Consider the following 22,831-nt stretch of genomic DNA (forward strand, 5'->3'; position numbering starts at 1 on the left):
CCCGATTGCGCGGCAGCCGTGGCAGATGCTCCTTCCGCTGATCCTGCTGGTCTGTTTCGGCGCCACGGTGCTGTATTCCGCGGCGGGCGGGCACCTTCAGCCCTACTCGCTGAGCCACGTGATGCGCTTTTTCATCTTCCTCGCAATGGCGAGCGTGATGGCGTTGTTCAACAAGGAGGTGGTCCGCTTCGTCGCCTACCCCGCCTACGCGCTGATCCTGCTGCTGCTGCTCGGCGTCGAGTTGCTGGGGTTCGTCGGCGGGGGGAGCCAGCGGTGGATCAACCTCGGCTTCATCGTGCTGCAGCCTTCCGAGCTGATGAAGCCGGCGATCGTGCTGGTGCTCGCGCGGTTCTACAGCGACCTGCCGTCGGGCATGGTGCCGACCTGGCGGTCGATCGTGCCGGCCGGCGTCCTGATCGGCCTGCCGGTCGCGCTGGTCATGCTGCAGCCGGACCTCGGCACCGGGCTGGCCATTGCGTTCGGTGGGCTAGTGGTCATGTTCCTTGCCGGCCTTCCGCTGCGCTGGTTCCTGAGCGGAGCAGCAGCGGCGGCAGTCGCCGCGCCGCTGGCGTTCTTCTTCCTGCTGCACGACTATCAGCGCAACCGGGTGTTCGTGTTCCTCGATCCCGAGAGCGATCCGCTCGGCACCGGCTATCACATCACCCAATCGAAGATCGCGATTGGATCGGGTGGCTTGTTCGGCAAGGGCTTCGGCGAAGGGTCGCAGAGCCACCTCAACTACCTGCCTGAACCGCACACCGACTTCGTGTTCGCCACGATGGCGGAAGAGTGGGGCCTGCTCGGCGGGCTGTTCGTGCTGGGGGTGTTCTTCCTCGTCCTGCGCTGGGGCTGGCGGGTGGCGCTGGCGTCGGAGGATCGCTTCTCGCGACTGCTCGGCGGCGGGATGGTTGCGACGGTGTTCTTCTACGCCGCGATCAACTTGTCGATGGTCATGGGCCTGGCCCCGGTGGTCGGCATCCCGCTGCCGTTCATGAGCCACGGCGGCAGCTCGATGATGACCAACATGATCTGCCTCGGCAGCCTGATGATGATCAACCGCTGGAATGTGCGGAGCGGGCGCCGCACCCTCGGTTGAACCCCCGTGCATCGCGCCCCTTGGCATTCGAGCAAGGGGCGCTATATGCGGCGCTCCCGACGATTCGGGACTGCCCGAAACGGCACGTGGACGCTTAGCTCAGTTGGTAGAGCAGCTGACTCTTAATCAGCGGGTCGTAGGTTCGAACCCTACAGCGTCCACCACTTTCAGTTCGTAAAAACAGGCACTTATAGCGCGTTTAGCGCGACCGACGTTGTGGTTGCGCGGCGCCCGTAAGCCAGTCGTAAGCTACACCGGCGTTTGCACGACTCTGAGAGGGCAGCGCCAATCCGTGAGTGCGTCCCTTAGAGCGCGATAGGCCTTCACACCTTTGACCCAGTCGGCATTCGAGTAGTGGTCAAACTCTCGGAAGGGCACATCGTATAGGTGCTCCTGGTTGCGCTTGTCCCACAGCCATTGGAGCCGCTTTCGCGCGGACTTGTCGATCACTTCAAGCTCAAGAAGGCGGTCCATGCGTTTCGAAAAGCTTTTGCCTCGCCCGAGACCAGGTGTGCCGGGGAAGATAGATATGCTCTCGCAAATTGCGCCCAGGAGGCAAACCGCTTCCTTGATGAGCATCTCCCTCGCTTGCCCACCTATGTCAGTGCGAAACACCATCCAGTACAGGGTTTGGTGCGTCATCAATGCATAGCTGACGTTGCGCTTCAAAGTGTCGTCTTCGATGAAGGGCAAGCGCGAGCGGATATCCGCGTTGGTTTTCAAATATCCACGCGGAAATCTTACCCGTGCGTGCCACTCCTTCTCAGGGTGCTCTGCGAGATAATCACTGATCTCCTGAACAAGCCCACCGCATTGATGCACGGCTTCCCTTAATTGGTCGTCATTCTCGATGGCCACAAACACACCTCTCGCCGAGCACCAAGATACGCTTGAGGATATCCCCACCAGAGCCTTCCCCGCAACGGTACCCTTTGATACGCCGACCCGAGGAGAACGGGGGGCACCATGGCTGGCGAAGTCGAGTTTACGGGAAAAGGACAGGCGCTCCGGCTGAGCATCCAGCAACGGCTCGGCGGCGGACCGTTGACCATCTTTGGTGCGGCAGCCCAAGCGCATGACCTTTCCATTCGCGAGGTCACCGCAGGCGTGGTCGCCAAGCTAACCGAGCAGTTCCCTGACTTGGAGTTCCGCCAGCGTACCTCGCTCAGCAAGAAGGAAATCAATGAGAAGCTCCGGAGCTTTGATCCGCGGCTTGGGCAAGCGCTCTTCGTGGAAAGCGCCAGCATAAAACCTGATGGAGCGATCACTGAGGTGCGCGACCGGAACGGTAAGTGGCGCGTCATTTTGGTCGGCGAATCAAAGCACCAGGGCAACGACGTGGAGATGATCCTAGCTGGAAAGCTGCAAGGCAAAAACAAGGATCAGGACTTTATGGCGGCGGGCAACGCGATCGAGCGAATGCACAAAAACGTCCTCGAGCTGCGCAATTTCATGCTCGACGAAAAACACTTTCCTTATGTGGTCTTCTTGCAGGGCTCCAACTTCGCCATCGAGACATTTGAAGTCTGCCGCCCAGACGGACGTATGGTCAAAGTGGTGCATAATTCAGGGCTACTGAATCGTATCGATCGCGTCACAGCGAGCAGCCTGTCTCGCGAGATTAATCAGAATTATTGCGAGAATATCACCGTCAAAGCTGGCAGTTTTGAGCATATGTTTCAGATCGCTTCGCTATTTTGCAAGCACACCCCTTGGCAGGCTGTTGAAATGGCCAAGGTCATGCTCGATGTGGCCCGTACCGCACTCAAGGTGATTGCAGACGACCTAAGTCCGCGGCCGGACATAGCGTAAGAGCTGGGGTACCAGGCACGCGTGCAGGATCGAACCGACAAGTGAGAGTGAATCAGGATGGGTAACCGATCGCACCGCAACGCCGGTCATCGTGCCATGAACGCATTGAATAAGGCGGGGCAGAAACACTCGTCGGATGGGCTTGTCTCGGCTGTTGCCTCCGGCCCAACCAAGCACGTTTATGAGGTGGGAGATTGCCTTGATGTGCTGGCGAAGATACCCGACGCCTCAGTACAGCTGATCATTTGCGACCCGCCGTACAACATTCTGTTGGCTGATTGGGACGAGCACGCAAACTATATCGCATGGGCTCAGAATTGGCTGGCGGAGGCTGAACGCGTGTTGGCACCGACCGGTAGTATCGCGATCTTCGGAGGCCTTCAGTACCAGGGTGAGGCTGGCTCCGGTGACTTGCTCTCAATCATCTCCCACATGCGCGAGCACAGCAAGATGCTGCTCGCTAACCTCATCATCTGGAACTACCCAAACGGTATGAGCGCTCAGCGCTTCTTTGCTAACCGCCACGAGGAGATCGCATGGTTTGCAAAGACCAAAAAGTATTACTTCGACCTCGACGCTGTACGCGAACCTTACGACGAGGAGACGAAGGCCGCCTATTTGAAGGACAAGCGCCTCAATCCGGAGTCAGTCGAAAAGGGCCGTAACCCCACCAACGTCTGGCGTATCGGTCGGCTGAACGGCAACTCTCTGGAACGTGTAGGACATCCCACCCAGAAGCCTGCAAAGGTCATAGAGCGATTAGTCCGCGCATTGTCGTACCCTGGCTCCACCGTCCTTGACTTCTTTGCTGGCAGCGGCGTCACTGCGCGCGTCGCAATTCAGGAAGGCCGCAACAGCATATCATCTGATGCCGACCCTGTGTTGCGCGACTACATGGCGCGGCAGCTAGGTTTCCTCCGGTCCGAGGGGCTACTAGACAGCGTACGCCAGTATGAAGTCGTTGAAGGGGTCGAGAACCTGAGCGATGCTTACGCTGCTCTGACCTAGAATGCCGTGGCGCGCTCGAAATAGAGCAATATCAGCCGCCCGGGCAATCGGTCCGTCTGATTGGACCTTTGCGGCGGCGATAGCCCAGGGAGTTTCGGACGATGAAGGGCTTTACCCGATACTATCGCGACCCAGATTTCAAATTACAGGTCGATGAGCAGTTCGCGCTAGCGCGTGAGGTCACCCGTCCCGGCGTTTGGATCACATACGCCATCCATGACCCGACCGAGGTCGACAGTGTTGGCGGCCGTGCGCAAGGGTCGATCCGGTATGTCGGTCAAACCAAGAATTTCGGGAATCGCGTTAAGAAGCGGATGAGCACAGCTGGGAGGGCTGTGGGACGACCAACTGACAACATCGATGGACTTCTTTGGGACGTAATGTCGCGTGGGCCAGCACCACGTTGGAGTGTCCTAGAGGAGGTGGGGTCAGCTATCGAATCGCTTGTTTCCGAAACCAACTGGGTGATCGACCTTCGCGCTCAGGGTTATCCGCTGGTCAATCAGTGGTCAGAGAACAAGCATGGCACCCAAAAGGTCAGCCGGTACAATGTTGATCCAAAGCGACTGTGGCAAATCACTACCGAGGACGCGATTGGGTCAAATGTCGGGTTAAGCGTCCGTGATCCTGTGTCCGGCCAGGAGGTGCACGTCGATCTGAGCATCTACCCGCGCGGAACTCGGCTTTATAAAATCAGGGACCACGCGCGGCAATCCGGCCGACGGGCGCGGATTGTAATCAACTAAGTGCCTCGGCCCTCTCCGCTCTCCCACCTGCGAAGGCACGTAATGACCACGGGGAAGTCGCGCTGGTCCAGCAAGCCGTCGCCGATAGCGAGCCCGGCCCATGCCTCGAACTGGGCGAACGAGCCGAAGTCCGCCGCGACGGCAGATTGTCCCTGTCGGGCGTGCTCCAGCCGCTGAACACGCGCGCGCATGGACCGCACCCCCACGTGGTTACTGCCCGCGGAGCTTGGCGGACACTGCGGCCCCCGCCCTCAGCAGCCTGGCCACCTGCACCGCCAGGTAGTGCCGCTCGTCCTCAGCGGTAGCGAGGTGGCGGCGCGTAAGACCTTGGCCTAGCTCCCGCTGCCGATCCACCTCCTGCTGGCGCCGGACCTCTAGCGGCAAGTCTGCAATCCGCGCGGTCTCTCTCATAGCTTCATGAGTCCCATCCGGGTCAGAAGCTCGAAGGCCTCGCCGCGTGCGTCTGCATCGGTGCTGTCTCGCGCGATCTGCGTGAGTGTGCTGACCACCAGCCTGCGTTCATCCTCGGTCATCGGTTGCGGCCCCTCCGGGGCGCAGAGTCCGAACAGGTTGTGCACCTCGGCGCCTGTCATTGGCAGCACCTTGATCTGGCAGGGGTGATCGCGGTGGAAAGCGCGGGCCTTCGCCAGCGCGTCATTGTAGTCGACTATCGCGCTAACCATCGCACGCTTCCCGTCGATCAGCGTAACAACGAACAGGTCGGATTTTCCCGGTGCTACCGTCGTGAGACGATGCCGCGGCTCCCAAGTAGCGTACGTCATATTTGCCTCGCCTCCAGCGTAATGATCCTCGCCTCCAGTTCCTCGACAGCGCGCGCAGAACTGAGTGCATCGATGGCATCGATGATTTGCTTGCCGACCTCGGGTGCCACCGCGCCCGCCGCCATGGCTTCAAGCACCTGCTCGATCTGCCGGGCGATGGGGGCGGCGGCGTCGAAATCGAAGGTCACCGGCAGACCCTCGGAGCGCAGGGCCGGAGCGATGCGGGACAGAACCAGAGAGCAGGCATGTAGGTCGCCCTCAAGCGCCTGTTCGATCACCACACGGGCGATTGCGGGGCCGTCGTCCATCAGCGCGCGGGTGATCTTGCTGCGCTTGTCGAGGATGCCGCGTGGACGGCCCTTCGGGTTGCCACTTACACCCTTCTGCCAGCGCCCGTCCGGCAATACCGCGAGGGGGCTGGCGCTCGTGGCCGCTTGGGATGGAGTTTGCTCGGACATGGCCTGATCTCAACAGTCGCGGAACACGGTTAGGCGGTCGGCTGGATATTAAGCGAAGCGAGCGCGCGCTCGTTCGCCGCGTTGATCGCCTTCACCAAGCTGGGCTTTGCTCCCACTGCCTTGTCAAAGGCCGCATGTACGATGGGGCCGTTGCGCTCGATTTCGTCGAGGAACCGATTCATCAAGTCCAGCCGCTGGACGAGATGAGGGTTCCGCCGCTCGTGATACGTGCGGACGAAATGCTCGTGGTCGAGCTTGGTGAAGCCGCTAAGGTAGTACGGCGCGCCGAGCACCGCTTCCAGCGTGAGCCCATCGTCCTCGTCAAAAGCGTTGCGCATGAACGCCCCCCGCTCGCTGCGATCGAGCGTCTTTACGTGAGCGCGCACCGCGTCGTTCAGCGTGCCCACACCAGCCCGTTCTGTCAGCGGGCGGGTAGCTGCTCCTCGGTGTGAGCGATGTTGGCGCGCAGGTCCCGCTCTGCATTCGCCAAGCGCGTCAGCGAGCGGTTCTTCTGCGCTTCGGCCGCCTTCGACACGATCAGGACCCGGTTTTCAGGGGTCCAAGCAGGGTTCGCCTCGGCATTCGCGCGGGGGTCATGCACCGCGGAAACAGTCGTGTAGATGTCGTTGAACGCATTGATGACACCGTCAACGAACTGCCTCGTGTCGTCGTTATACCCGTCCATGAGCCTGAACCGCTCGGCGTCGAGCGAGGGAGAGACGCGGGTGTCGATGGGGGCCGTGGCCATCTAGGGTGCTCCGAGTTTGATCGAATACTTACGACTGCGTGCTTTTACCCTGTTCTGGGTTGCGGCGCTCCTGCTTTTTACTTGCTTTACAGTCGTTTAGGTCAGGTGTTTCGCACGCGTCTCACTGATTGGGGATTAGATGCGCGGGCCTGCGCAGCCTTGAGCGTCAGCATCGTCGCGGGTCGTCGCGGTGTCATCGCAGCAAGTTGCGACAGCGCAGCCCCAGCTTTTCTGCGGCCCCGCGTGCTATCGTCGCAACCGTCGCGAGAACGGCGCGCCGGTTGTCGCGCCAGCACCGCTGTTGCGTCCAAAAGGGGAGGAGTAGCTAAATTATCAGTCGTCCAGCGACGCTGCGTTGGCGACGTTTGCAGCGCACTGCCCGCCTGCGACCGCGACGATCGCGACGCTCGTGCGTAAACCCGCAGAAAACCGTGGTTAGCGCCCGCGACGATAGTCGCAGCGACGGGTTTTCCGGTTGCGACGACCCGCGACAATAGCACCTCGACAGACCTCATCGGCTGTATTCAGCGAGCACTTCGGCACGCACGTAGATGTCGCGACCCTTCCTGCCGGCCCGGCGGAGTACGAGCACCCTGTGGTGATCGCTCAGCAGCTCCAGCGCGTCGTCCAAGCGCCTGCTGTGCGCCTGGCGCAGCCGGTTCGGCCCCTTCTTCCGCACCTCGTTGACGGCGACCAGAACGGCCGCACTTTGCTTGGGTTGTGCACGGACCCGAGCGACAAGCCATTCCTCAAGCAATTGGGCGTCGGCAAGCTCGGGCGCGGCACCGGCGGAGTGCGCAAACCGCACGGCCTCGTCGAGGTACCAGCGCATGAGCCGGCAGGCCCCAACCATACTCACCAGCCCGATGCTCATGCTCGGATCACCGCTGAAGACGTGGAAGCAGCAGGCCAGCCTCGCGGCGTTGTCCGCGGCCTTGCTCGCCACGTCGCGGATATTGGCGTACTCCTGTTCGGGACCCTGCTTCTCCTCCACCTCGTCGTGGAACCTAATCCAGGCCTGCTGAGCAGCGGCGTCAAATCCCACGAAGTGCGGCACCAGCCGGTCGTGCTCATCAAAAACCGGCTCAGCCGCTAGCAGCGTGGTCATCTGGTGGTCGAAGGTACGTTGCGCCGGTCGGTCCGCGGGCGGCTCATCGTAGTAGCGTCCGCCTTGGGTGGACTCGGGGTGGCAGAAAAGGAAGCGGGCGAAGTACCCAATTCCCTTCGCCAGCCCGCCCGTCTTTTGAACGAAGGCGTCGAGCACGGCAGGCTGGACCTGTAGGCCCATCGTCACCCGCATCCCCTCGACCTGCAACTCGCCCGTTGAAACACGGTCGCGCTGGATCACGCCGCCGTCCCACATGACGTTTGCTTGGGCGAGGTTGCGCATTACCGCCTCGGCATTCATCCCATGGGAGCCGAAGATCGTACCGGCCTCCGCGCTGATGACTGATGCTACCGGGTAGTCAGCGAGCGCCATAGCCAAAGCTTCGGGGGTGTCATCGCCTCGCAACATCCGCCTACGGGCGGACTGCCTTGGCTTCTCAAGTTGGTGGGTCACCCGAGGGTCGAGATTGCCAGCGGCATGCACGTCAATGAAGCCACCAGCGATGTTGCGTTGCAGGTCCTCACCGCGCCGCTCCCAATCTTCGAGATCGGCGTTGTACTGCGCTACCCGCTCGCGGTGGCTGCGCTTCTGCTCCGCCTCCCATTCGCGGATTGGCGCAGTGAAGAAGCGGTCAACGGTAGACTTGCGCTCGCCGCTCTCTGCGACGGTCAGCAGGTAGAGCGTCGCAGGGCCTGTAAGGGCCGCGTCCCGCTGCACGCTGAAGCAACTCTGCACCGCTGTGGACACCGCGGACAAGGCGCTGGCGGCGATGAGCGCGGTGGGGGCCTTCACGTAGCCGGCCACCTCCTCAACCACGTCGCGGATGACGGACGGCAGAGCGTCTACCGGGTAGGGCTGCGCTCGCTCGTCCTCGACCAGCGGCCTGGGCCGCGGTAGCTGCGGCTCATCTGGGAAGTCGTGAGCGAAGAACTCAGCGAATTTGACCACAGCTCGGCCCTCCCGCTTTGTAGTGTCGCCGAGCAATGGCTTGCTTGACGCAAGCGCGATTTGTTATGTGTACCATGGTTGATTGCTCCAGCGGCCGGATGTTTGCGCGTCCCGCCGCTTCTCGTTGGGGGTAGCTTCCGACGGTCTTCCGAGCAGCATCGCGCGCGCGGAATCGGACTCTCGATCAGCGACTTCCGCCGCCCTCGCGTCTGATGGACTGTCTGGCGTTCGCCTCGGCGGCAGGGCTGTAAGCGCTAGTGCTCGCGAACTTGCGGGCGTCACGCCACGCGAGGACGTCCGCTTCCTCGTATGCCACGCCTGCTTGGGGTGCATCACCGAGCTTGACGAAGGTCGGCCCGCGACCGCGATGGCGCCAGAATTCTAGAGTGTTGGGGGCGATGCCTAGCAGCGCCGCGGCCTGTGCGTTGTTGAGGAGGCTCATGCTGGTGGTCCGAAATGAGGTGTACGTCGGTTCTCCCGACGCCAACCGCACCACCATGGGCTGCAATTACTGCCTCAACCTACCGCACTGGAGCGTAGCGCCCCCGACCGTGTTCCCAGAACCCCGGCCGGTGCGTGCGGGCTCAGCGGAGGCTGGCCAGGGGCATACGTTACGTAAGAGCGGGTTCGTCAAGCAAGCGGTTTCTTTGCGCGCTTCTGCTTCATCAAAAGCCGGTCAATTGCTGCTCGGCCCTCCCGCTTTGCTTCGCGCTCGGAACCCTCGGTCAATCCGCTAGCCAGCAGGTCCGGTCCGGACCAAACCTTCCATTCCCAGAGGCGGCATCGGTACGACGCCTGTTGCGGATACACTCGCAACTCCCAATGGTTTTCGTCCTCAGTCACTTGCCCTTTATCGCACGCCAAATACTCGCGGTGGAAGGGTTGATTTCGATTTGGCCCCTGGCGGCGCTCTACAGCGCAAATGGGAGGCCCCGCTGCCTGAGTAGGGAGCGGGGCCGATTAGCGCTGGACGGCGCTTGTCCGGGGAGCTGGCGCTATGCCCGCAAGGTGACCACGTTCACGCCGCTGGCCTGGGCGGCTGCCACCCTGCCCTGCTGCTCAATAAAGCTGCCAACTTGCTCCACTTCGGAGTGCAGCCATTGAAGGTTGGCGAGGTCGAGGTAGTTGCGGGCGGTCACGTCCTCCTGCGCAGGCTTGTGGCCGGTGAGCAGGTCGCACCTGAACTTCTCCACGCGGCACTCGCGCATAGCGTAGTTCGTGAAGGAGCGCCGCAGGTCGTGGAGACTGAGGTGCCTGCCAACGACCCTGCTGACCGACTCCATGGCGCTTCTGGCGTCCATGATCCTGCCCGCCTTAGACCAGCTTGGGAAAACGAACGGGCTGCGCTCCTCGCCGGTGTCCTCCGCGAGCTTGTTTGCCACTGCCAGGCGCGCGCGGAGCAGCGCCGCGGCCTGTGTGGACAACGGAAGCGTGATCGGCTCGCCCTGCTTGCGCACGTCGAGGTGCCAGGAGCACTCCGCGGGGTCGTCGGACAGGTGCACCCGGTCCCAAGTCAATGCTGCGCCCTCGTCGCGCCGCGCGCCTGTCAACAGGAGGAAGATGGTTAGGTCGATGCCTGCCAGCGCCTCCCGGTTCTTGGGGTTGGCCCGTGCTTCCTGGAGCAGGTTCCACACCGCACCGACCTTGCCGCGGTCGATGTATCGTTCGGTGCGGCTGCCGAGCTTCGACCAGTGGTGCTTGAGCGCGCCGACTGGGTTGTGCTCGATGAGGGGGCGACCATCCGACCGACGGTACTCGTCCATCGCGAAATTTATCAGGATGCGAAGCGTGACACACGCCGCGTTGGCGCTCGCGGGTGCGGGCTTACCGGTTAGGCCCCTCTCGACTAGCTCCGCGTGCCGGTCGCGCACCATCTCTCGGGTGATGCTGGCGATGGGCTTGTCCCGCCAGGCAGTGAAAACCTTCGCCACGTGGCGCTTGATTTCGTCCGCTGTGCTGGCGCGCAGCTTGCCGGGTCGGCCCACGTAGGCGTCGCATACCTCTTGCAACGTCACGCCAAGCGCCTTGCGCTCCCGTTCCAACTCGCGTGGGTCCACACCCTGCTCGAATTGGTGGCGGTACTCGTCAGCTTTGCGGCGCGCCTGCTCCACAGTCCACGCCCCGTAACTGCCAATCGTCACCCGCACGTCGTTTGTGGTGCCACGGACGCGGCCCTGGGCGATAAACTTCGACAGTCCCGTGGGAGTCACGCGAAGGCCAAAGCCCTTCGTATCCGTATCCCAGTAGAGTGCGTCCGAACTGCCGCCCTGTCTAGCCGCCCGGTCGATGTTGGTTTTGGTCAGTTTAAGCTTCGGCATCGTAAGGTCCTCGTAAGTGCGCCATAAGTTGACTACAGCACCGTACGATAACCTACGCCTTACGTCTCCGACCTAAGAAACGAGGAAATTCAATCAATCGCTTACTTACGAATACCTGCGCTAACGTGCGCTAATTTTGGGTAATCCAAACTCTTAATCAGCGGGTCGTAGGTTCGAACCCTACAGCGTCCACCACCCCTCCCATTTTCGAAGCCGGAGCGCTCAGCCTGTTGTTGGCGCATATCCGATCGCAACCTTCTCTTAACGCATGATAAGATAGGCGGCGCTTCAGAAAACAAGACGGCGTCGCGCCTGTCCGAAGCAGACCAGAACGAGTGATGACCGACGTACGAAAACCCAGCGAGCGCCGAGGTGCGCGCCGAGTGCCTACTCGTATCTCCGCGGTCGCAAAGACCGCCCACGGTCAGCGCCACGCACTGCACATCAGCGACTTGTCAGTCGGCGGCTGTGCTATCAGCGTCGCCGGCACGCATCCGCTGAAGCCCGGAACCACTTACGGCCTCAAGATCAATGGGCTGGAGACGCTGGGTTCGATCACCGCCTGGACGGCCGAGCAATCTGCCGGCCTGGAATTCGAACGCCCGCTGCATCCTGCCGTCTCGGATCACATTGCCGCGCTCAATCCTCCCGTACCTTCCGAAGAGCTCGATCCCGTCTAGTTCATCCTCAGGAGCAGAGCTCCTGCTCGGGGATCTGCACCGCACGATCTGCGCCTGCGAAGGCTGCCGGCCGCGCCGGCATCGTGCCAAGGCGCCATTCGGTGCGGGTGACGATGTACTCGTACTCGCAGTCCTCGCCCATCTGGGGGCGATCCTCGATTTCGTATTCCATGTGCGACACCTCTCCGCATCCCAAATGCGGCAGAGGTGTTTCCGTTCCGCGACACTCCATCTACCCGCGGCTGGCCTCGTCTGCACGGACCATCACCCCGACGATGACGCACTCCTCCTCCCACCGGAACATGCCCACATCTACATCTTCGTCGGTCACCGTCACCGGCGCCCCGACATGAGTTTCGCCGCACATGTCCGTGTAGCTGACAGTATAGGTGCCCGGCGTGAGGTTGGAGAAGCGAAACCGCGCGTCCTTGCTGAGGGAGGGTCGCCGAACCCGCCCGTCGGCTGCCACCAACCGGGTCCGCTGCGACGAATACCAGGAGTACGTCTCGCCACTGATCTCGAACCGAGGTGAGACCGCGCCGAGCGGCGTCTGACACGCGGCGGTCGCCAGCGTCATGGATGCGCTCACCGCCGCGACCAGCCTGCGGCCGTTCCGATTGGCGCCGCTGCCTCTGACCAGAGCTACCGTGCCATCTGGCGCGATCCGCGCGCGCACGCAGGGCGGTTCCGGCTGGGCGAGCAAGGCCTCCGCTTCCTGCAAGGTCATGACCGACAGATCGTGAATCGTCTTCTCGCACGCCGCGCAATGCCGGTTGCATCCGGCCGGCGCCATATCCTCCCACGCTTCTGTGCATGGTTCGGGGAATGCGACCTCGATGTCGGTCACCTTCGGTCTCCCTGCGCCGACGATCAGATATGCAGCGCCCGCCCGTAGGCGGCGAGCACGCTTTCGTGCATCATTTCACTTAGCGTCGGGTGCGGGAATATGCTCTGCATCAACTCGGCCTCGGTGGTCTCGAGCGTCTTGCCGACGACGTAGCCCTGGATGAGCTCGGTCACCTCGGCGCCGATCATGTGCGCGCCCAATAGTTCGCCGGTCTTGGCGTCGAACACCGTCTTGATGAAGCCTTCCGCCTCGCCCAGCGCGATCGCCTTGCCGTTGCCGATGAAGGGGAACGTGCCGGCCTTCACCTCGCGCCCGCCTTCCTTGGCCTTTGCCTCGGTCAGGCCGACGCTGGCGATCTGCGGGTGGCAGTAGGTGCAGCCCGGGATATTGCCGCGGTCGAGCGGGTGCGGGTGAACGTCCTTGTTGCCGAGTTCCTGCGCGATCGCCTCGGCGGCGGTGACGCCCTCGTGGCTCGCCTTGTGCGCCAGCCACGGACCGGGCGTGCAGTCGCCGATCGCCCATAGTCCCTTGGACTTGGTGCGGCCGTACGGATCGATCTGGATGAAGCCGCTATCCGTTTCGACCAGCTTTTCCAGCCCGACGTTCTCGGTGTTCGGCACGATGCCGACCGCGACGATGACGTGGCTGAACTCGCTTTCGGCGACCTTACCGTCCTTCGCCTTGATCTTCGCCTTCACCCCGCCCGCCGATACGGCCAGCGCCTCGACGCCCGCGCCGGTCATGATGGTCAAGCCCTGCTTGGTCAGGCTCTTCTCGAGGAACGCGGAGACGTCGGCGTCCTCCACCGGCACGATCCGGTCGAGCATCTCCACCACGGTCACTTCGGCGCCCATGTCGTTGTAGAAGCTGGCAAACTCGATCCCGATCGCGCCGCTGCCGATGACCAGCAACTTTGTCGGCATCTCGGCCGGGGTCATGGCGTGGCGATAGGTCCACACGCGCTTGCCGTCGGACTTGGCGAACGGCAGCTCGCGCGCCCGTGCGCCGGTGGCGACGATCACATGCTTGGCGGTGAGTTTTTCCTCCCCCCTGTCCGATTTCACAGTGAGCGACGTCGGGCCGGTCATCGTCCCCTCCCCCATGTGCACCGTGATTTTGTTCTTCTTCATCAGGTGGGTGACGCCGGCGTTGAGCTGCTTCGCCACCCCGCGGCTGCGCTTGACCACCGCGGCGAGGTCCGCCTCGATCCTTTGCGCTTTAAGGCCGTAGTCGCCCGCGTGCTGCATGTAGTGGAAGATCTCCGCCGAACGCAGCAGCGCCTTGGTCGGGATGCAGCCCCAGTTGAGGCAGATGCCGCCGAGTAGCTCGCGCTCGACGATCGCGGTCTTGAGGCCAAGCTGCGCGCAGCGGATCGCCGCGACATAGCCGCCGGGGCCGCTGCCGAGCACGATGACGTCGTATTGGGTATCAGCCATGGGTGTTCACGCTCTTTCGGTCGGCAAAGTTCACTCAAAGTTCACGCGAAAATCGGCGACATATTCGATCGTTCGCTCGCGCTCGGTTCTGGGCCGCAAGCTAGGTGCTCATCAAGCATGGCATGCGAGCGTCCCTGTAGGAAAGCGCTCATCCGTCGGCGCCTGCGATGGCGCGCGGCCGGTCGTTCGCGTCGAGCAGCACGAATTTGAAGGTGCCCCGCGACACCGCGATGGTCGCCTCGCCGTTACGCTCGCGAGCGATGCCCTCGGCGGTGATGGTGAGCGAGGTGGTGCCGGTCGCGGCGACCTCGCAATAGACGCTGAGCTCGTCCCCCACCGCCATCGCGCCGGGAAAGGCGAAGTCGCTGGCCGAGACGACCGCCGCCTTACCCTTCCCCACCCGGCTCGCCAGCGCACCCGCGCCGAGCGCCATCTGGCTCATCAGCCACCCGCCGAACACTCCGCCGTACGGGTTGGTGTCCGCCGGCATCGCGGTGACGCGGATGAGGGGGTCCTTCACGAACCAAGCGCCGCGACAAGCGCGCTGGAGAACGATGCCAAGGCGGCAGCCGACGCAGCCCCGGCGAGATATCGTTGCCAGCCAGAGTTGGGCTTGTAGGGAATTACTCGAACCTCGAAATCATCATGCGACACAAACTCTATTTGGTCGGTGTATGTTGAGATCATCGAGCCTTGGATGCTCGCCTTAGGCTGTATGTATTCGAACTCGAAAAGCGATCCCTCGGCATCGGCGTCGAGTTCATCCCACCGACAACCACCACCTTCGCTCAGATATACTGAGTAGAAATCCTTATCGCCAACGGGCTTGGGGGCCTGAATCTCGAGACTTACGCCCCTCAGTGTCCGCCCTGTGAGATTGCTGATGGTGAAGCCAGTTTGGTATATTTTAGAAAGAGTTTCATCCTCCCACTTGAGGAGGACCTTTTCGTGCGGTGCTCGAAAAACACTGGGTTCGCTCACTCGGATGTGCAGTGTCTTTTTGCGACGAGAGTACCACTCCTCAGCGATTGGTCTCAACACCAGTCCGAGTAGAAGCCCGGAGAAACCGATTCCTGCAGCTATGAGAGGCACAGTATCCATGCCTCAAGCCACCAGCCCCAGCGGCGCCTCCACCAGCGCCTTGAACGCCTGCATCAGCTCGGCGCCAGTCGCGCCGTCGATGGCGCGGTGGTCGAAGCTGCCGGTGGCGGTCATCACGGAGGCGATGGCGAGCGCGTCGTCGACCACGTAGGGCCGCTTCTCGCCCGCGCCGACGGCCATGATCATCGCCTGGGGCGGATTGATCACCGCTTCGAACTGCTTGATCCCGTACATGCCGAGGTTGGACAGGCTGGCGGTGCCGCCCTGGTACTCGGCCGGCTGCAGCTTGCCCTCGCGCGCCTTGCTGGCGAGCGTCTTCATCTCGCCTGCGATCGCGCTGACCGACTTCGCGCCGGCATCGACGATGATCGGGGTGATGAGCCCGCTGGGCGCAGCGACCGCGACCGAGATGTCGGCGCGGCTGAAGCGGCGCAGCGTGTCGCCGCCGAAGCTTACGTTGCAATCGGGCACCTGAATCAGCGCCTTGGCGAGCGCCTTGATCAAGAGGTCGTTGACGCTGAGCTTGACGCCCTGCGCCTCGAGCGCGGCGTTGAGCTCTCCGCGCAGCTTGAGCAGCGGATCGAGCCGGACGTCGATCGCGAGGTAGTAGTGCGGGACGGTCTGCTTGGATTCGGTCAGGCGGCGGGCGATGACCTTGCGGACGTTGGAGAGCTTCTCATCCTCGTGCGGGATCCCGAAGTCGGGGAGCGTGGTGGGAGCGGAGGGAGCGACAGCGGCCGCCGCTTGCGGTTGCGCTTGGACGGACGAGGCCCCAGCCTGCGCTGGGGCGACAGGGGCGCCTTCGACGTCAGCCTTTACGATGCGGCCGTTGGGCCCGCTGCCCTTGAGCGACGTGAGGTCGACGCCTTTCTGCTCGGCGATCCGCTTGGCCAGCGGCGAGGCGATGACGCGGTTCCCGCCAGTCGCCTTACCCCCACTCGTCGCCCCAGCGGAGGCTGGGGCCTCGTTGGTCTCACTCGACGTGGCCGCCTCACTCGACGAGGTCCCAGCCTGCGCTGGGACGACGGTTTCCCTCTTGGGCTCCGCAGGCTTGGCCGATGCCTCCGTCTTGGGAGCGGGCGCCGCAGCAGCAGCGCTGGCATCCTCGCCCTCACCCGCCAGCAGCGCGATCACCGTGCCGACCTTCACCCCTTCGGTGCCCTCGGGCACCTCGATCTTCGCGATCGTGCCTTCGTCGACCGCCTCGAACTCCATCGTCGCCTTGTCGGTCTCGATCTCCGCCATCACGTCGCCGGAGGAGACGGTGTCTCCCTCCTTCACCAGCCAGCGGGCGAGCGTGCCTTCCTCCATCGTCGGCGACAGGGCGGGCATCTTGATCGGCGTCGGCATGGTGTTCCTTCACTGGGGAGTGACCTGCGCTCGCTTTGGCAAAGCCGTAGCGTCACGGCAAGCCGCTTGCCCTCGCTTCGCTTTCCGCCGATATTTGCAGGCCACGCAAGGGGTGGGATCGATGCGCGTCTATCTGGTGATCATGGACGAGACGGAAGAAGCGGTGCGCGCGCTGCGCTTCGCCAGCCGGCGCGCGATGAAGACCGGCGGCGCCGTGCACATCCTGGCGCTGGTCCCGCGGGAAAACTTCAACGCGTTCGGCGCGGTGCAGGCGACGATCGAGCAGGAGGCGCTCGACCGGGCCGAGATGGTCGCCAGCAGTGCGGCCGGATCGATCTTCGCCGAAAGCGGCAAGATGCCGGTGATCTCGGTCCGCACGGGGGACGCGCAGGGCGTGATCCGGGAATACCTCGCGGAGCACCCCGAGGTCGCCGCTCTGGTGCTCGGCACCGCGAAGGAGGGCGGGCCCGGGCCGTTGGTCAGCCACTTCTCGGCCCACGCCGGTGCGCTGCCCTGCCCCCTGTTCCTGGTCCCCGGGGGAATTAGCGACGAGGATCTCGACCGGCTGAGCTAGCGCTTGCGCCCCTGGTGGCGGATGTTGCCCGGGCGGCCGCGCTTGCCTTGCTCGAACTTGCGCTTCTCGCGCGGCGGCGGGGGGTTGCCGCGCGGTTCGATGCGGCCCTCAGCATCGGGTAGCTCGAACTTGAGCGCACCAGTGAGCGGGTTGGCCTCGCCGAGACGTAGTTGCAGCCGGTCGCCGGGTGCGTAGGTGGTGCCGCTGTCCTCGCCGATCAGCCGCTGTGCGCCTTCTTCCCATCGGAAATGCTCGCGGCCGAGCGTGGAGACCGGTACTAGCCCATCGCCGCCTAGCCCGACGATCGTTGCGAAGAAGCCGAAACTGGTGACGCCGGTGATGCGCGTTTCGAACACCTCGCCCACTCGGCCCGCGAGCCACGCGGCGACGTAGCGATCGATGGTATCGCGCTCGGCCTCCATCGCGCGGCGCTCGGTCTTGCTGATAGCTTCGGAGATCTTGCCGAGGTCGTCGCGGTCGCGGTCGCTGAGGCCGCTGTGCCCGGGAAGGTGCTTCGGCTCGGGCTGCTCCAGCTTGTAGGCATCGACCAGCGCGCGGTGAACCAGCAGGTCGGCATAACGCCGGATCGGCGAGGTGAAGTGGGCATAGGAGCCGAGCGCGAGGCCGAAGTGTCCCATGTTGTCGGGCCCGTAATAGGCCTGCGTCTGGCTGCGCAGCACCGCTTCCATCACCTGCGCGCGCTCGCTCTCGTCGGCGATGTCCTTGAGCATGCGGTTGAACAGTCCGGGGGTGATGACCTGGCCCAGCGCGAGGCTGTGGCCGAAGGTCTTCATGTAATCGCGCAGCGCAATCAGCTTCTCGCGGCCCGGCTGCTCGTGGACGCGGTAGACCACCGGCGCGGTCTTGGCCTCCAGCGCCTTGGCCGCGGCGACGTTGGCGGCGATCATGAAATCCTCGACCACCCGGTGCGCGTCGAGCCGTTCGCGCACGGCGATCTCGGAGATCTTGCCTTGGTCGTCGAGCTTGACCTGCCGTTCGGGCAGCTCGAGCTCGAGCGGATCACGCGCTTGGCGGGCGGCGAACAGCAGCTTCCACGCGTCCCACAGGTTGGTGAGGTATTCGGGCGCCTCGCCGCCATCGATGGCGGCCTGCGCGTCTTCGTAGGCGATGTTGTGCGCGATGCGTACTAGCGCGCGGGTGAAGCGCCACTTGGTGACCTTACCCTCCGGCGAGATGCGCATGTGGCACGCCATCGCGGCACGGTCGGCGCCTTCCTTGAGGGAGCAGACGTCGGCGCTGAGCACCTCGGGCAGCATCGGCACGACGCGGTCGGGGAAATAGACCGAGTTGCCGCGCTTGCGCGCCTCGCGGTCGACCTGGCTGCCGGGGCGGACGTAGAAGCTGACGTCGGCGATGGCGACGATCGCGTTGAAGCCGCCGTTGCCGTCGGGCTCGGCCCAGATCGCATCGTCGTGGTCGCGCGCGTCGGCGGGGTCGATGGCGACGATGGGGACGTGGCGCAGGTCTTCGCGGTGCTCGGCCGAGAGCGGTTCCTTGGCCGCCCGCTCAGCCTCGTCGAGCGCTTCCTGCGGGAACACGTGCGGAATGCCGTGCTTGGCGATCGCGATCAGGCTGAATGCCTTGGGCGCGAGCGGATCGCCGATCACCTCGGTGACCTTCACGCCCGAGCGCGGCGACTTGCCCGCGGGCTCCGCGACCACCAGCTGGCCAGCCTCGGCGCCGCCGAGGTCGCTGATTGGCGAGGACGTGCGCACGCGCTTGTCAACCGGGGCGAGCCAGCCTTTGCCGCTCGCATCGATCTCGACCACGCCCATGAGCCCTTCGGTGCGGGCGGGCAGCTTCTTCATGACGAACGCGCGCCACCCGCGGCCGACCTCTTCGGTGCGGGCAAGGATGCGGTCGCCGACCTTCAAGGCCGGGAAGCGGTTGCCATTCTTGCCCTTGCCCTCGATCACCCGGATGCGCGGCGGCGGCGCGCCGTCGTCGGGGCTCCAGGCGTCGGGGATCGCGAACGGCTCGCCGTCCTCGATCTCGGCGACGCGCAGGGTGGTGACCTTGGGCACGCCGCCCATGCGGTGATAGGCGGTCTTCTTGCCGTCGATCAGGCCTTCCTCGGCCATGTCCTTGAGCAGCGCCTTGAGCGCGATCTTTTCCTGGCCCTTGAGCCCGAACGCCTTGGCGATCTCGCGCTTGCCGGCGATCGTCGGGCTGGTCTGGAGGAATTCGAGGATTTGCGCCCGGGTGGGCATCCCCGGTTTATGGTTCTTATTCATTGCCCGCGAATATGGGGACGAGCCTACTGCTTGTCACCCCGCTGCTGGGCGAGCGGCTCGAAGCCGCCGCCGGGCACCGCGCTCGCCACCGGGCTGCACAGGCCATCGGCGGAGCAGGCGCTGACGCCAAACACCCAGTCGTCCCCGCGCACCCCGTCGAGCTTGGCGCTGGTGGCGACGATCTTGCCGATCACCGGCTCCGCGGGCCAGTTCGCCTCGTCGGTTCGGCGCTGCCAGATCGAATAGTTCGCCGCGCCCGGCACCTCGGCCCACTTGACCGTGGTGAAGGTCTGCACCGCCGCCTCCGCGGTCGGCACCGGCGGCATCGGCGTGCGCGCGAGGCGGTCGAGCATGCGCACGTTGAGCGCGGTCACCTTGGCGAGATATGGGAAGTCGACGAACTCGATGGTGTCGCCATAGACGGTGCCGTTCTCGGTGCGCAGGTCCTGGTGCTGGTGGTCGTAGTTCTCGACCGAGACCGAGAAGCGGATCGCGGGGTAGCCCTTCTCGAGATAGGGCAGGTGGTCCCCGCCCCGCCCCATGCGGTCGGCGCGCCAGATCTGGCGCACGGCGAATGCGTCATTGTCGAGCGTGGCGGCATAGCGCGAGAGGTTGCGGCTGGGGCTGTCGTTCTCACCCCCGTCACGGCGCTGCGCGGCGCGCGCCTTGTCGTCGAGATCGGCACGTGGGCCTTCGGAGAACACGCGCACGTGTTCCGGGTCGCAGAATCCGTCCGAGCCGCACGAATTGCCGACGATGTCGTTGTTGAGGACCGCCTTGACCTGCCAGCCATGCTCAGCCGCGTAATCTGCCAGGAGCTGCCCGCCGAGCAGCCCCTGCTCCTCGCCCGACAGCAGCGCATAGACGATCGTCACCGGGTACTTGTGCTTCGAGAGCACCCGCGCGGCTTCCAGCACCAGCGCGGTGCCGCTGCCGTCGTCGTTGGCGCCCGGCGCATCCGAGGTGAAGTTCATCACGTCGGTGACGCGGCTGTCGATGTGACCCTGCACGATCACGACCTCGTTGGGCCGCTCGGTGCCGGTCTGAATCGCCACCACGTCCACCAACTTGGTCGGATTGGGCACACGCGCGCCCTGCACCATCCGCTCCGGCAGGACGATCGTGAGGCACCCGCCGCACGCCTTGCTGGTCTTGCGAAACTCCGCCGCGCCCCAGCCCCGGGCCGCGCCGATGCCGCGCTTGGGATCGTCCTGCACCGACAGCGTGTGCCGGGTGCCGAAGCTCACCAGCTGGGCGATGTCGGCGCGCAGCCGTGCCTCGGAAACGGTGGGCGAAGGGTCGTCGGCGGCCACCAACGGAGCCGTACACAGCAGCCCGGCAGCGAGGATAAGTCGTTTATGCATGAGGCCTTTTCGGCCAGCCCCAGCAGCTTGGCAAGGACTCAGAAGCGCGCTGGCCGCTCGCCATAGCGGTTGGGCCCGGGCGTCGATTTGAGCAGTCCGAACGCGATCACCATGATCAGCGGGACGTACCCGAGCAGTCCGTCCCACGCGAGCCGGGTCTGCATGCCGAGCATCATCTGCGGGTCATGCGCAGCCGCCAGCCGGCGCATCAACGCAACCGCCTGATCGGCGCGCGACCACGTTAACACGAGCGATGCAAGGTAGATGGCGCCGGCGACGATCGCCCACAGTCCGGTGTTACCACTGTCGTGGAGGCGCCTGACCAGCGGCGCCGCCATCAACATCAGGTTGATCACCCCCATCGCAAGCGAAAACACGATCACGCGCTTCATGATGACGGCCATCTGGCTCATCATCGCGGCCTGCGCGGCCGCCTCGTCTCCACCTTTCGCGGCTTCAAAGCCCGCCGTGACGGCATCCATTGTCACTGGCAGGGTCATGACCAGTGAGGCGGCCATGTTGAGTATGAACAGGAACAGGAACCAGTACCAGAAGGTCTGGCGGGCATCGCGGCCATAGAACACCAGCAGGTGCTTGAAATGGTATCGAAGCGCCTCGCGCATGCTACGCCGCCCCCTTGCTGCCGGCAGTTAGTACGCGCGTGCTATCAGCACCCGTTCGACTGCCGGATCTCCCGTGAATACACATACCCCGTTGGCAGGGCTTGCGTCCATAGGCACGTTACGCAGCGTTAGCTTGAGCGCCTTGAGCCGCTCGGCGACCTGTTCCAGTGCGGCGCCGGTCGGCTTGGACCATTGCACCTCGACCCAACCGGGGTTCTTGACGCTGTCTTTGAACGCCTGCTCGATCTCCGCGAACGAGGTCACGCCGCGCGTGATGCGCGCATCGCGCTCCTCCCGCGCCGACGCCAGCAGCGATTGCTGCATCGCGTCCAACGCGCCAGGAATCGTCGCCACCGCTTCGTCGATCGAAGGCGCAGAGAAGGCGGGCTTGCCGTTATCCGCCCACAAGGCGTCGCGGCGCAGCAGGCTGACCTTGCCCTCCGCCATATCGCGCTGACCCACCTCGATGATCAGCGGCGCGCCCCTGCGGACCCAGTCCCACCGCTTCGCGGTCGCCTTACCCGGCTTCTTGTCGAGCAGCACACGCACCCGCTCGCCGAGGGCCGACTGCGCTCCGAGCCGCGCGCGCAAATCCTCGCAATACGCCAGCAACGCGGCGTCCCCATCGTCCTCGCGCAGCATGGGCACGATCACCACCTGCCACGGGGCGATCGCCGGCGGCACCTTGAGGCCGTCGTCGTCGCCGTGGACCATGATCACCCCGCCGATCATGCGGGTCGAGGTGCCCCAACTGGTGGTGTGCGCGAACTGCTGGCCGCCCTCGCGGTCCTGGAACTTGATGCCTGCCGCGTGCGCGAAGTTGGTGCCGAGGTAATGGCTGGTGCCGGCCTGCAGCGCCTTGCCATCCTGCATCATCGCCTCGATCGACCAGGTCTCGACTGCGCCGGGGAAGCGCTCGTTCTCGGGCTTCTCGCCCGCGATCACCGGCAGCGCGAGGTCTTCCTCGACGCAGGCGCGGTACATCTCGAGCGCGCGCATCGTCTCGGCGCGGGCGTCCTCGGCGGTCTCGTGTGCGGTGTGGCCTTCCTGCCAGAGGAACTCGCTGGTGCGCAGGAACATGCGCGTGCGCATTTCCCAGCGCACCACGTTGGCCCACTGGTTGGTCAGCAGCGGCAGGTCGCGCCACGACTGCACCCAGCGCGCCATCGCGTCGCCGATGATCGTTTCGGAGGTCGGGCGGACGACCAGCGGCTCTTCGAGCTTCGCCTCCGGATCGGGCATCAACCCGCCCTTGCCGTCGGCGATCAGCCGGTGGTGGGTGACCACCGCCATCTCCTTGGCGAAGCCTTCGACATGCTCGGCCTCCCGCGCGAAATTGCGCAGCGGGATGAACAGCGGGAAATAGCAGTTCTCGACGCCCGCGGCCTTGATCCGCTCGTCCATCAGGCGCTGGATGCGCTCCCAGATGCCGTAGCCCCACGGCTTGATCACCATGCACCCGCGCACGCCGGATTCCTCGGCCATGTCGGCGGCGGAGATGACCTCCTGATACCATGCGGCAAAGTCGTCGGCGCGCTTGACCGACAGGGCGTGGCGGATCTGGGACACGGGAGTAA

At 64.2% G+C, this 22,831-nt stretch carries 24 protein-coding genes and 1 tRNA gene; 7 read left to right on the forward strand and 18 right to left on the reverse strand.

From position 1 onward, the window contains the following. Positions 1–25: 25 nt before the first annotated feature. Complete coding sequence (gene rodA / locus ELY12_RS01940; RefSeq protein WP_126175015.1) at positions 26–1,096, forward strand: rod shape-determining protein RodA; 1,071 nt, start codon at positions 26–28, stop codon at positions 1,094–1,096. Between the two features lie 88 nt (positions 1,097–1,184). Further along, positions 1,185–1,260: transfer RNA gene (locus ELY12_RS01945), tRNA-Lys, on the forward strand. 85 nt (positions 1,261–1,345) lie between these two features. Here the strand turns inward: ELY12_RS01945 and ELY12_RS01950 are convergent. Then, positions 1,346–1,954: a hypothetical protein gene (locus ELY12_RS01950; protein WP_126175016.1), complete on the reverse strand. Its 609-nt coding sequence runs from the start codon at positions 1,952–1,954 to the stop codon at positions 1,346–1,348. 108 nt (positions 1,955–2,062) lie between these two features. Here ELY12_RS01950 and ELY12_RS01955 point away from each other — a divergent pair, with 108 nt between their 5' ends. From ELY12_RS01955 to ELY12_RS01965, 3 genes are all read left to right on the forward strand, one after another. Beyond that, positions 2,063–2,908, forward strand: coding sequence for an EcoRI family type II restriction endonuclease (locus ELY12_RS01955; protein ID WP_126175017.1), 846 nt, complete (start codon positions 2,063–2,065; stop codon positions 2,906–2,908). Between the two features lie 96 nt (positions 2,909–3,004). Continuing rightward, positions 3,005–3,916 (forward strand): DNA-methyltransferase, encoded by a 912-nt coding sequence (locus tag ELY12_RS01960; RefSeq protein ID WP_206435746.1) that lies wholly within the window; start codon positions 3,005–3,007, stop codon positions 3,914–3,916. 101 nt (positions 3,917–4,017) lie between these two features. Then, entirely contained in the window at positions 4,018–4,662 is a 645-nt protein-coding gene (locus ELY12_RS01965) for a hypothetical protein (protein WP_126175019.1), read from the forward strand. A gap of 407 nt (positions 4,663–5,069) precedes the next feature. Here ELY12_RS01965 and ELY12_RS01970 read toward each other — a convergent pair whose 3' ends face one another. The 7 genes from ELY12_RS01970 to ELY12_RS02000 form a co-directional block, all read right to left on the reverse strand. Then, positions 5,070–5,444, reverse strand: coding sequence for a hypothetical protein (locus ELY12_RS01970; protein WP_126175020.1), 375 nt, complete (start codon positions 5,442–5,444; stop codon positions 5,070–5,072). Beyond that, entirely contained in the window at positions 5,441–5,902 is a 462-nt protein-coding gene (locus ELY12_RS01975; RefSeq protein ID WP_241229682.1) for a DUF5681 domain-containing protein, read from the reverse strand. Before ELY12_RS01975 ends, ELY12_RS01970 begins: the two co-directional genes overlap by 4 nt. A gap of 29 nt (positions 5,903–5,931) precedes the next feature. Then, a complete protein-coding gene (locus ELY12_RS01980) occupies positions 5,932–6,309 on the reverse strand; it encodes a hypothetical protein (protein WP_126175021.1) in 378 nt (125 codons plus the stop codon). Between the two features lie 14 nt (positions 6,310–6,323). Continuing rightward, on the reverse strand, positions 6,324–6,650 hold the full coding sequence (locus tag ELY12_RS01985; RefSeq protein WP_126175022.1) for a hypothetical protein: 327 nt from the start codon (positions 6,648–6,650) through the stop codon (positions 6,324–6,326). Between the two features lie 511 nt (positions 6,651–7,161). Further along, entirely contained in the window at positions 7,162–8,706 is a 1,545-nt protein-coding gene (locus ELY12_RS01990; protein WP_164549376.1) for a YfjI family protein, read from the reverse strand. Positions 8,707–8,890: 184 nt separating this feature from the next. Beyond that, entirely contained in the window at positions 8,891–9,148 is a 258-nt protein-coding gene (locus ELY12_RS01995; protein ID WP_126175024.1) for a helix-turn-helix transcriptional regulator, read from the reverse strand. Between the two features lie 553 nt (positions 9,149–9,701). After that, complete coding sequence (locus ELY12_RS02000) at positions 9,702–11,024, reverse strand: tyrosine-type recombinase/integrase (RefSeq protein ID WP_126175025.1); 1,323 nt, start codon at positions 11,022–11,024, stop codon at positions 9,702–9,704. A 338-nt stretch (positions 11,025–11,362) separates the two neighbouring features. Here ELY12_RS02000 and ELY12_RS02010 point away from each other — a divergent pair, with 338 nt between their 5' ends. Next, positions 11,363–11,704, forward strand: coding sequence for a PilZ domain-containing protein (locus ELY12_RS02010; RefSeq protein ID WP_126175026.1), 342 nt, complete (start codon positions 11,363–11,365; stop codon positions 11,702–11,704). 7 nt (positions 11,705–11,711) lie between these two features. On the opposite strand, the gene ELY12_RS14215 is transcribed toward ELY12_RS02010, so the two are convergent. The 6 genes from ELY12_RS14215 to ELY12_RS02035 all read right to left on the reverse strand — a co-directional run bounded on the left by ELY12_RS14215 (position 11,712) and on the right by ELY12_RS02035 (position 16,438). Further along, positions 11,712–11,876, reverse strand: coding sequence for a hypothetical protein (locus tag ELY12_RS14215; protein ID WP_164549378.1), 165 nt, complete (start codon positions 11,874–11,876; stop codon positions 11,712–11,714). Between the two features lie 60 nt (positions 11,877–11,936). Then, positions 11,937–12,551 (reverse strand): hypothetical protein, encoded by a 615-nt coding sequence (locus tag ELY12_RS02015; RefSeq protein ID WP_126175027.1) that lies wholly within the window; start codon positions 12,549–12,551, stop codon positions 11,937–11,939. 23 nt (positions 12,552–12,574) lie between these two features. Then, positions 12,575–13,987 carry a dihydrolipoyl dehydrogenase gene (gene lpdA, locus ELY12_RS02020; protein ID WP_126175028.1) on the reverse strand — a complete coding sequence of 471 codons (1,413 nt, stop codon included), beginning with the start codon at positions 13,985–13,987 and terminating at the stop codon, positions 12,575–12,577. Between the two features lie 148 nt (positions 13,988–14,135). Next, positions 14,136–14,477 carry an acyl-CoA thioesterase gene (locus tag ELY12_RS02025; protein ID WP_126175250.1) on the reverse strand — a complete coding sequence of 114 codons (342 nt, stop codon included), beginning with the start codon at positions 14,475–14,477 and terminating at the stop codon, positions 14,136–14,138. A gap of 26 nt (positions 14,478–14,503) precedes the next feature. Further along, the gene (locus tag ELY12_RS02030) at positions 14,504–15,088 is read right to left on the reverse strand and encodes a hypothetical protein (RefSeq protein ID WP_126175029.1); all 585 of its coding nucleotides are present in this window, start codon (positions 15,086–15,088) and stop codon (positions 14,504–14,506) included. A gap of 3 nt (positions 15,089–15,091) precedes the next feature. After that, on the reverse strand, positions 15,092–16,438 hold the full coding sequence (locus ELY12_RS02035; protein ID WP_126175030.1) for a pyruvate dehydrogenase complex dihydrolipoamide acetyltransferase: 1,347 nt from the start codon (positions 16,436–16,438) through the stop codon (positions 15,092–15,094). Between the two features lie 121 nt (positions 16,439–16,559). Between ELY12_RS02035 and ELY12_RS02040 the strand changes: the two genes are divergently transcribed. Beyond that, a complete protein-coding gene (locus tag ELY12_RS02040) occupies positions 16,560–17,012 on the forward strand; it encodes a universal stress protein (RefSeq protein ID WP_126175031.1) in 453 nt (150 codons plus the stop codon). Here the strand turns inward: ELY12_RS02040 and rnr are convergent. Genes rnr through proS form a run of 4 tightly spaced genes read right to left on the reverse strand, consistent with a single transcriptional unit; the run spans position 17,009 to position 22,823 of the window. Next, positions 17,009–19,267: a ribonuclease R gene (rnr, locus tag ELY12_RS02045; protein ID WP_241229683.1), complete on the reverse strand. Its 2,259-nt coding sequence runs from the start codon at positions 19,265–19,267 to the stop codon at positions 17,009–17,011. The genes ELY12_RS02040 and rnr overlap by 4 nt on opposite strands. A gap of 23 nt (positions 19,268–19,290) precedes the next feature. Continuing rightward, positions 19,291–20,631 (reverse strand): M28 family peptidase, encoded by a 1,341-nt coding sequence (locus ELY12_RS02050; protein WP_126175032.1) that lies wholly within the window; start codon positions 20,629–20,631, stop codon positions 19,291–19,293. A gap of 38 nt (positions 20,632–20,669) precedes the next feature. Further along, positions 20,670–21,254, reverse strand: coding sequence for a DUF805 domain-containing protein (locus ELY12_RS02055; RefSeq protein WP_126175033.1), 585 nt, complete (start codon positions 21,252–21,254; stop codon positions 20,670–20,672). Positions 21,255–21,281: 27 nt separating this feature from the next. Next, positions 21,282–22,823 carry a proline--tRNA ligase gene (gene proS / locus ELY12_RS02060; RefSeq protein ID WP_126175034.1) on the reverse strand — a complete coding sequence of 514 codons (1,542 nt, stop codon included), beginning with the start codon at positions 22,821–22,823 and terminating at the stop codon, positions 21,282–21,284. Between the last annotated feature and the right edge of the window lie 8 nt (positions 22,824–22,831).

This window comes from Tsuneonella rigui (assembly GCF_003958625.1).
GTDB lineage: Bacteria > Pseudomonadota > Alphaproteobacteria > Sphingomonadales > Sphingomonadaceae > Tsuneonella > Tsuneonella rigui.

Bases quoted from the DNA above. Each gene is read 5' to 3' on its own strand.
- rodA (WP_126175015.1), top strand. From the start codon at position 26: ATGCTCCTTCCGCTGATCCTGCTGGTCTGTTTCGGCGCCACGGTGCTG.
- ELY12_RS01955 (WP_126175017.1), top strand. From the start codon at position 2,063: ATGGCTGGCGAAGTCGAGTTTACGGGAAAAGGACAGGCGCTCCGGCTG.
- ELY12_RS01960 (WP_206435746.1), top strand. From the start codon at position 3,005: ATGAACGCATTGAATAAGGCGGGGCAGAAACACTCGTCGGATGGGCTT.
- ELY12_RS01965 (WP_126175019.1), top strand. From the start codon at position 4,018: ATGAAGGGCTTTACCCGATACTATCGCGACCCAGATTTCAAATTACAG.
- ELY12_RS01970 (WP_126175020.1), bottom strand. From the start codon at position 5,444: ATGACGTACGCTACTTGGGAGCCGCGGCATCGTCTCACGACGGTAGCA.
- ELY12_RS01975 (WP_241229682.1), bottom strand. From the start codon at position 5,902: ATGTCCGAGCAAACTCCATCCCAAGCGGCCACGAGCGCCAGCCCCCTC.
- ELY12_RS01985 (WP_126175022.1), bottom strand. From the start codon at position 6,650: ATGGCCACGGCCCCCATCGACACCCGCGTCTCTCCCTCGCTCGACGCC.
- ELY12_RS01995 (WP_126175024.1), bottom strand. From the start codon at position 9,148: ATGAGCCTCCTCAACAACGCACAGGCCGCGGCGCTGCTAGGCATCGCC.
- ELY12_RS02000 (WP_126175025.1), bottom strand. From the start codon at position 11,024: ATGCCGAAGCTTAAACTGACCAAAACCAACATCGACCGGGCGGCTAGA.
- ELY12_RS02010 (WP_126175026.1), top strand. From the start codon at position 11,363: ATGACCGACGTACGAAAACCCAGCGAGCGCCGAGGTGCGCGCCGAGTG.
- ELY12_RS14215 (WP_164549378.1), bottom strand. From the start codon at position 11,876: ATGGAATACGAAATCGAGGATCGCCCCCAGATGGGCGAGGACTGCGAG.
- lpdA (WP_126175028.1), bottom strand. From the start codon at position 13,987: ATGGCTGATACCCAATACGACGTCATCGTGCTCGGCAGCGGCCCCGGC.
- ELY12_RS02025 (WP_126175250.1), bottom strand. From the start codon at position 14,477: ATGCCGGCGGACACCAACCCGTACGGCGGAGTGTTCGGCGGGTGGCTG.
- ELY12_RS02030 (WP_126175029.1), bottom strand. From the start codon at position 15,088: ATGGATACTGTGCCTCTCATAGCTGCAGGAATCGGTTTCTCCGGGCTT.
- ELY12_RS02035 (WP_126175030.1), bottom strand. From the start codon at position 16,438: ATGCCGACGCCGATCAAGATGCCCGCCCTGTCGCCGACGATGGAGGAA.
- ELY12_RS02040 (WP_126175031.1), top strand. From the start codon at position 16,560: ATGCGCGTCTATCTGGTGATCATGGACGAGACGGAAGAAGCGGTGCGC.
- rnr (WP_241229683.1), bottom strand. From the start codon at position 19,267: ATGAATAAGAACCATAAACCGGGGATGCCCACCCGGGCGCAAATCCTC.
- ELY12_RS02050 (WP_126175032.1), bottom strand. From the start codon at position 20,631: ATGCATAAACGACTTATCCTCGCTGCCGGGCTGCTGTGTACGGCTCCG.
- ELY12_RS02055 (WP_126175033.1), bottom strand. From the start codon at position 21,254: ATGCGCGAGGCGCTTCGATACCATTTCAAGCACCTGCTGGTGTTCTAT.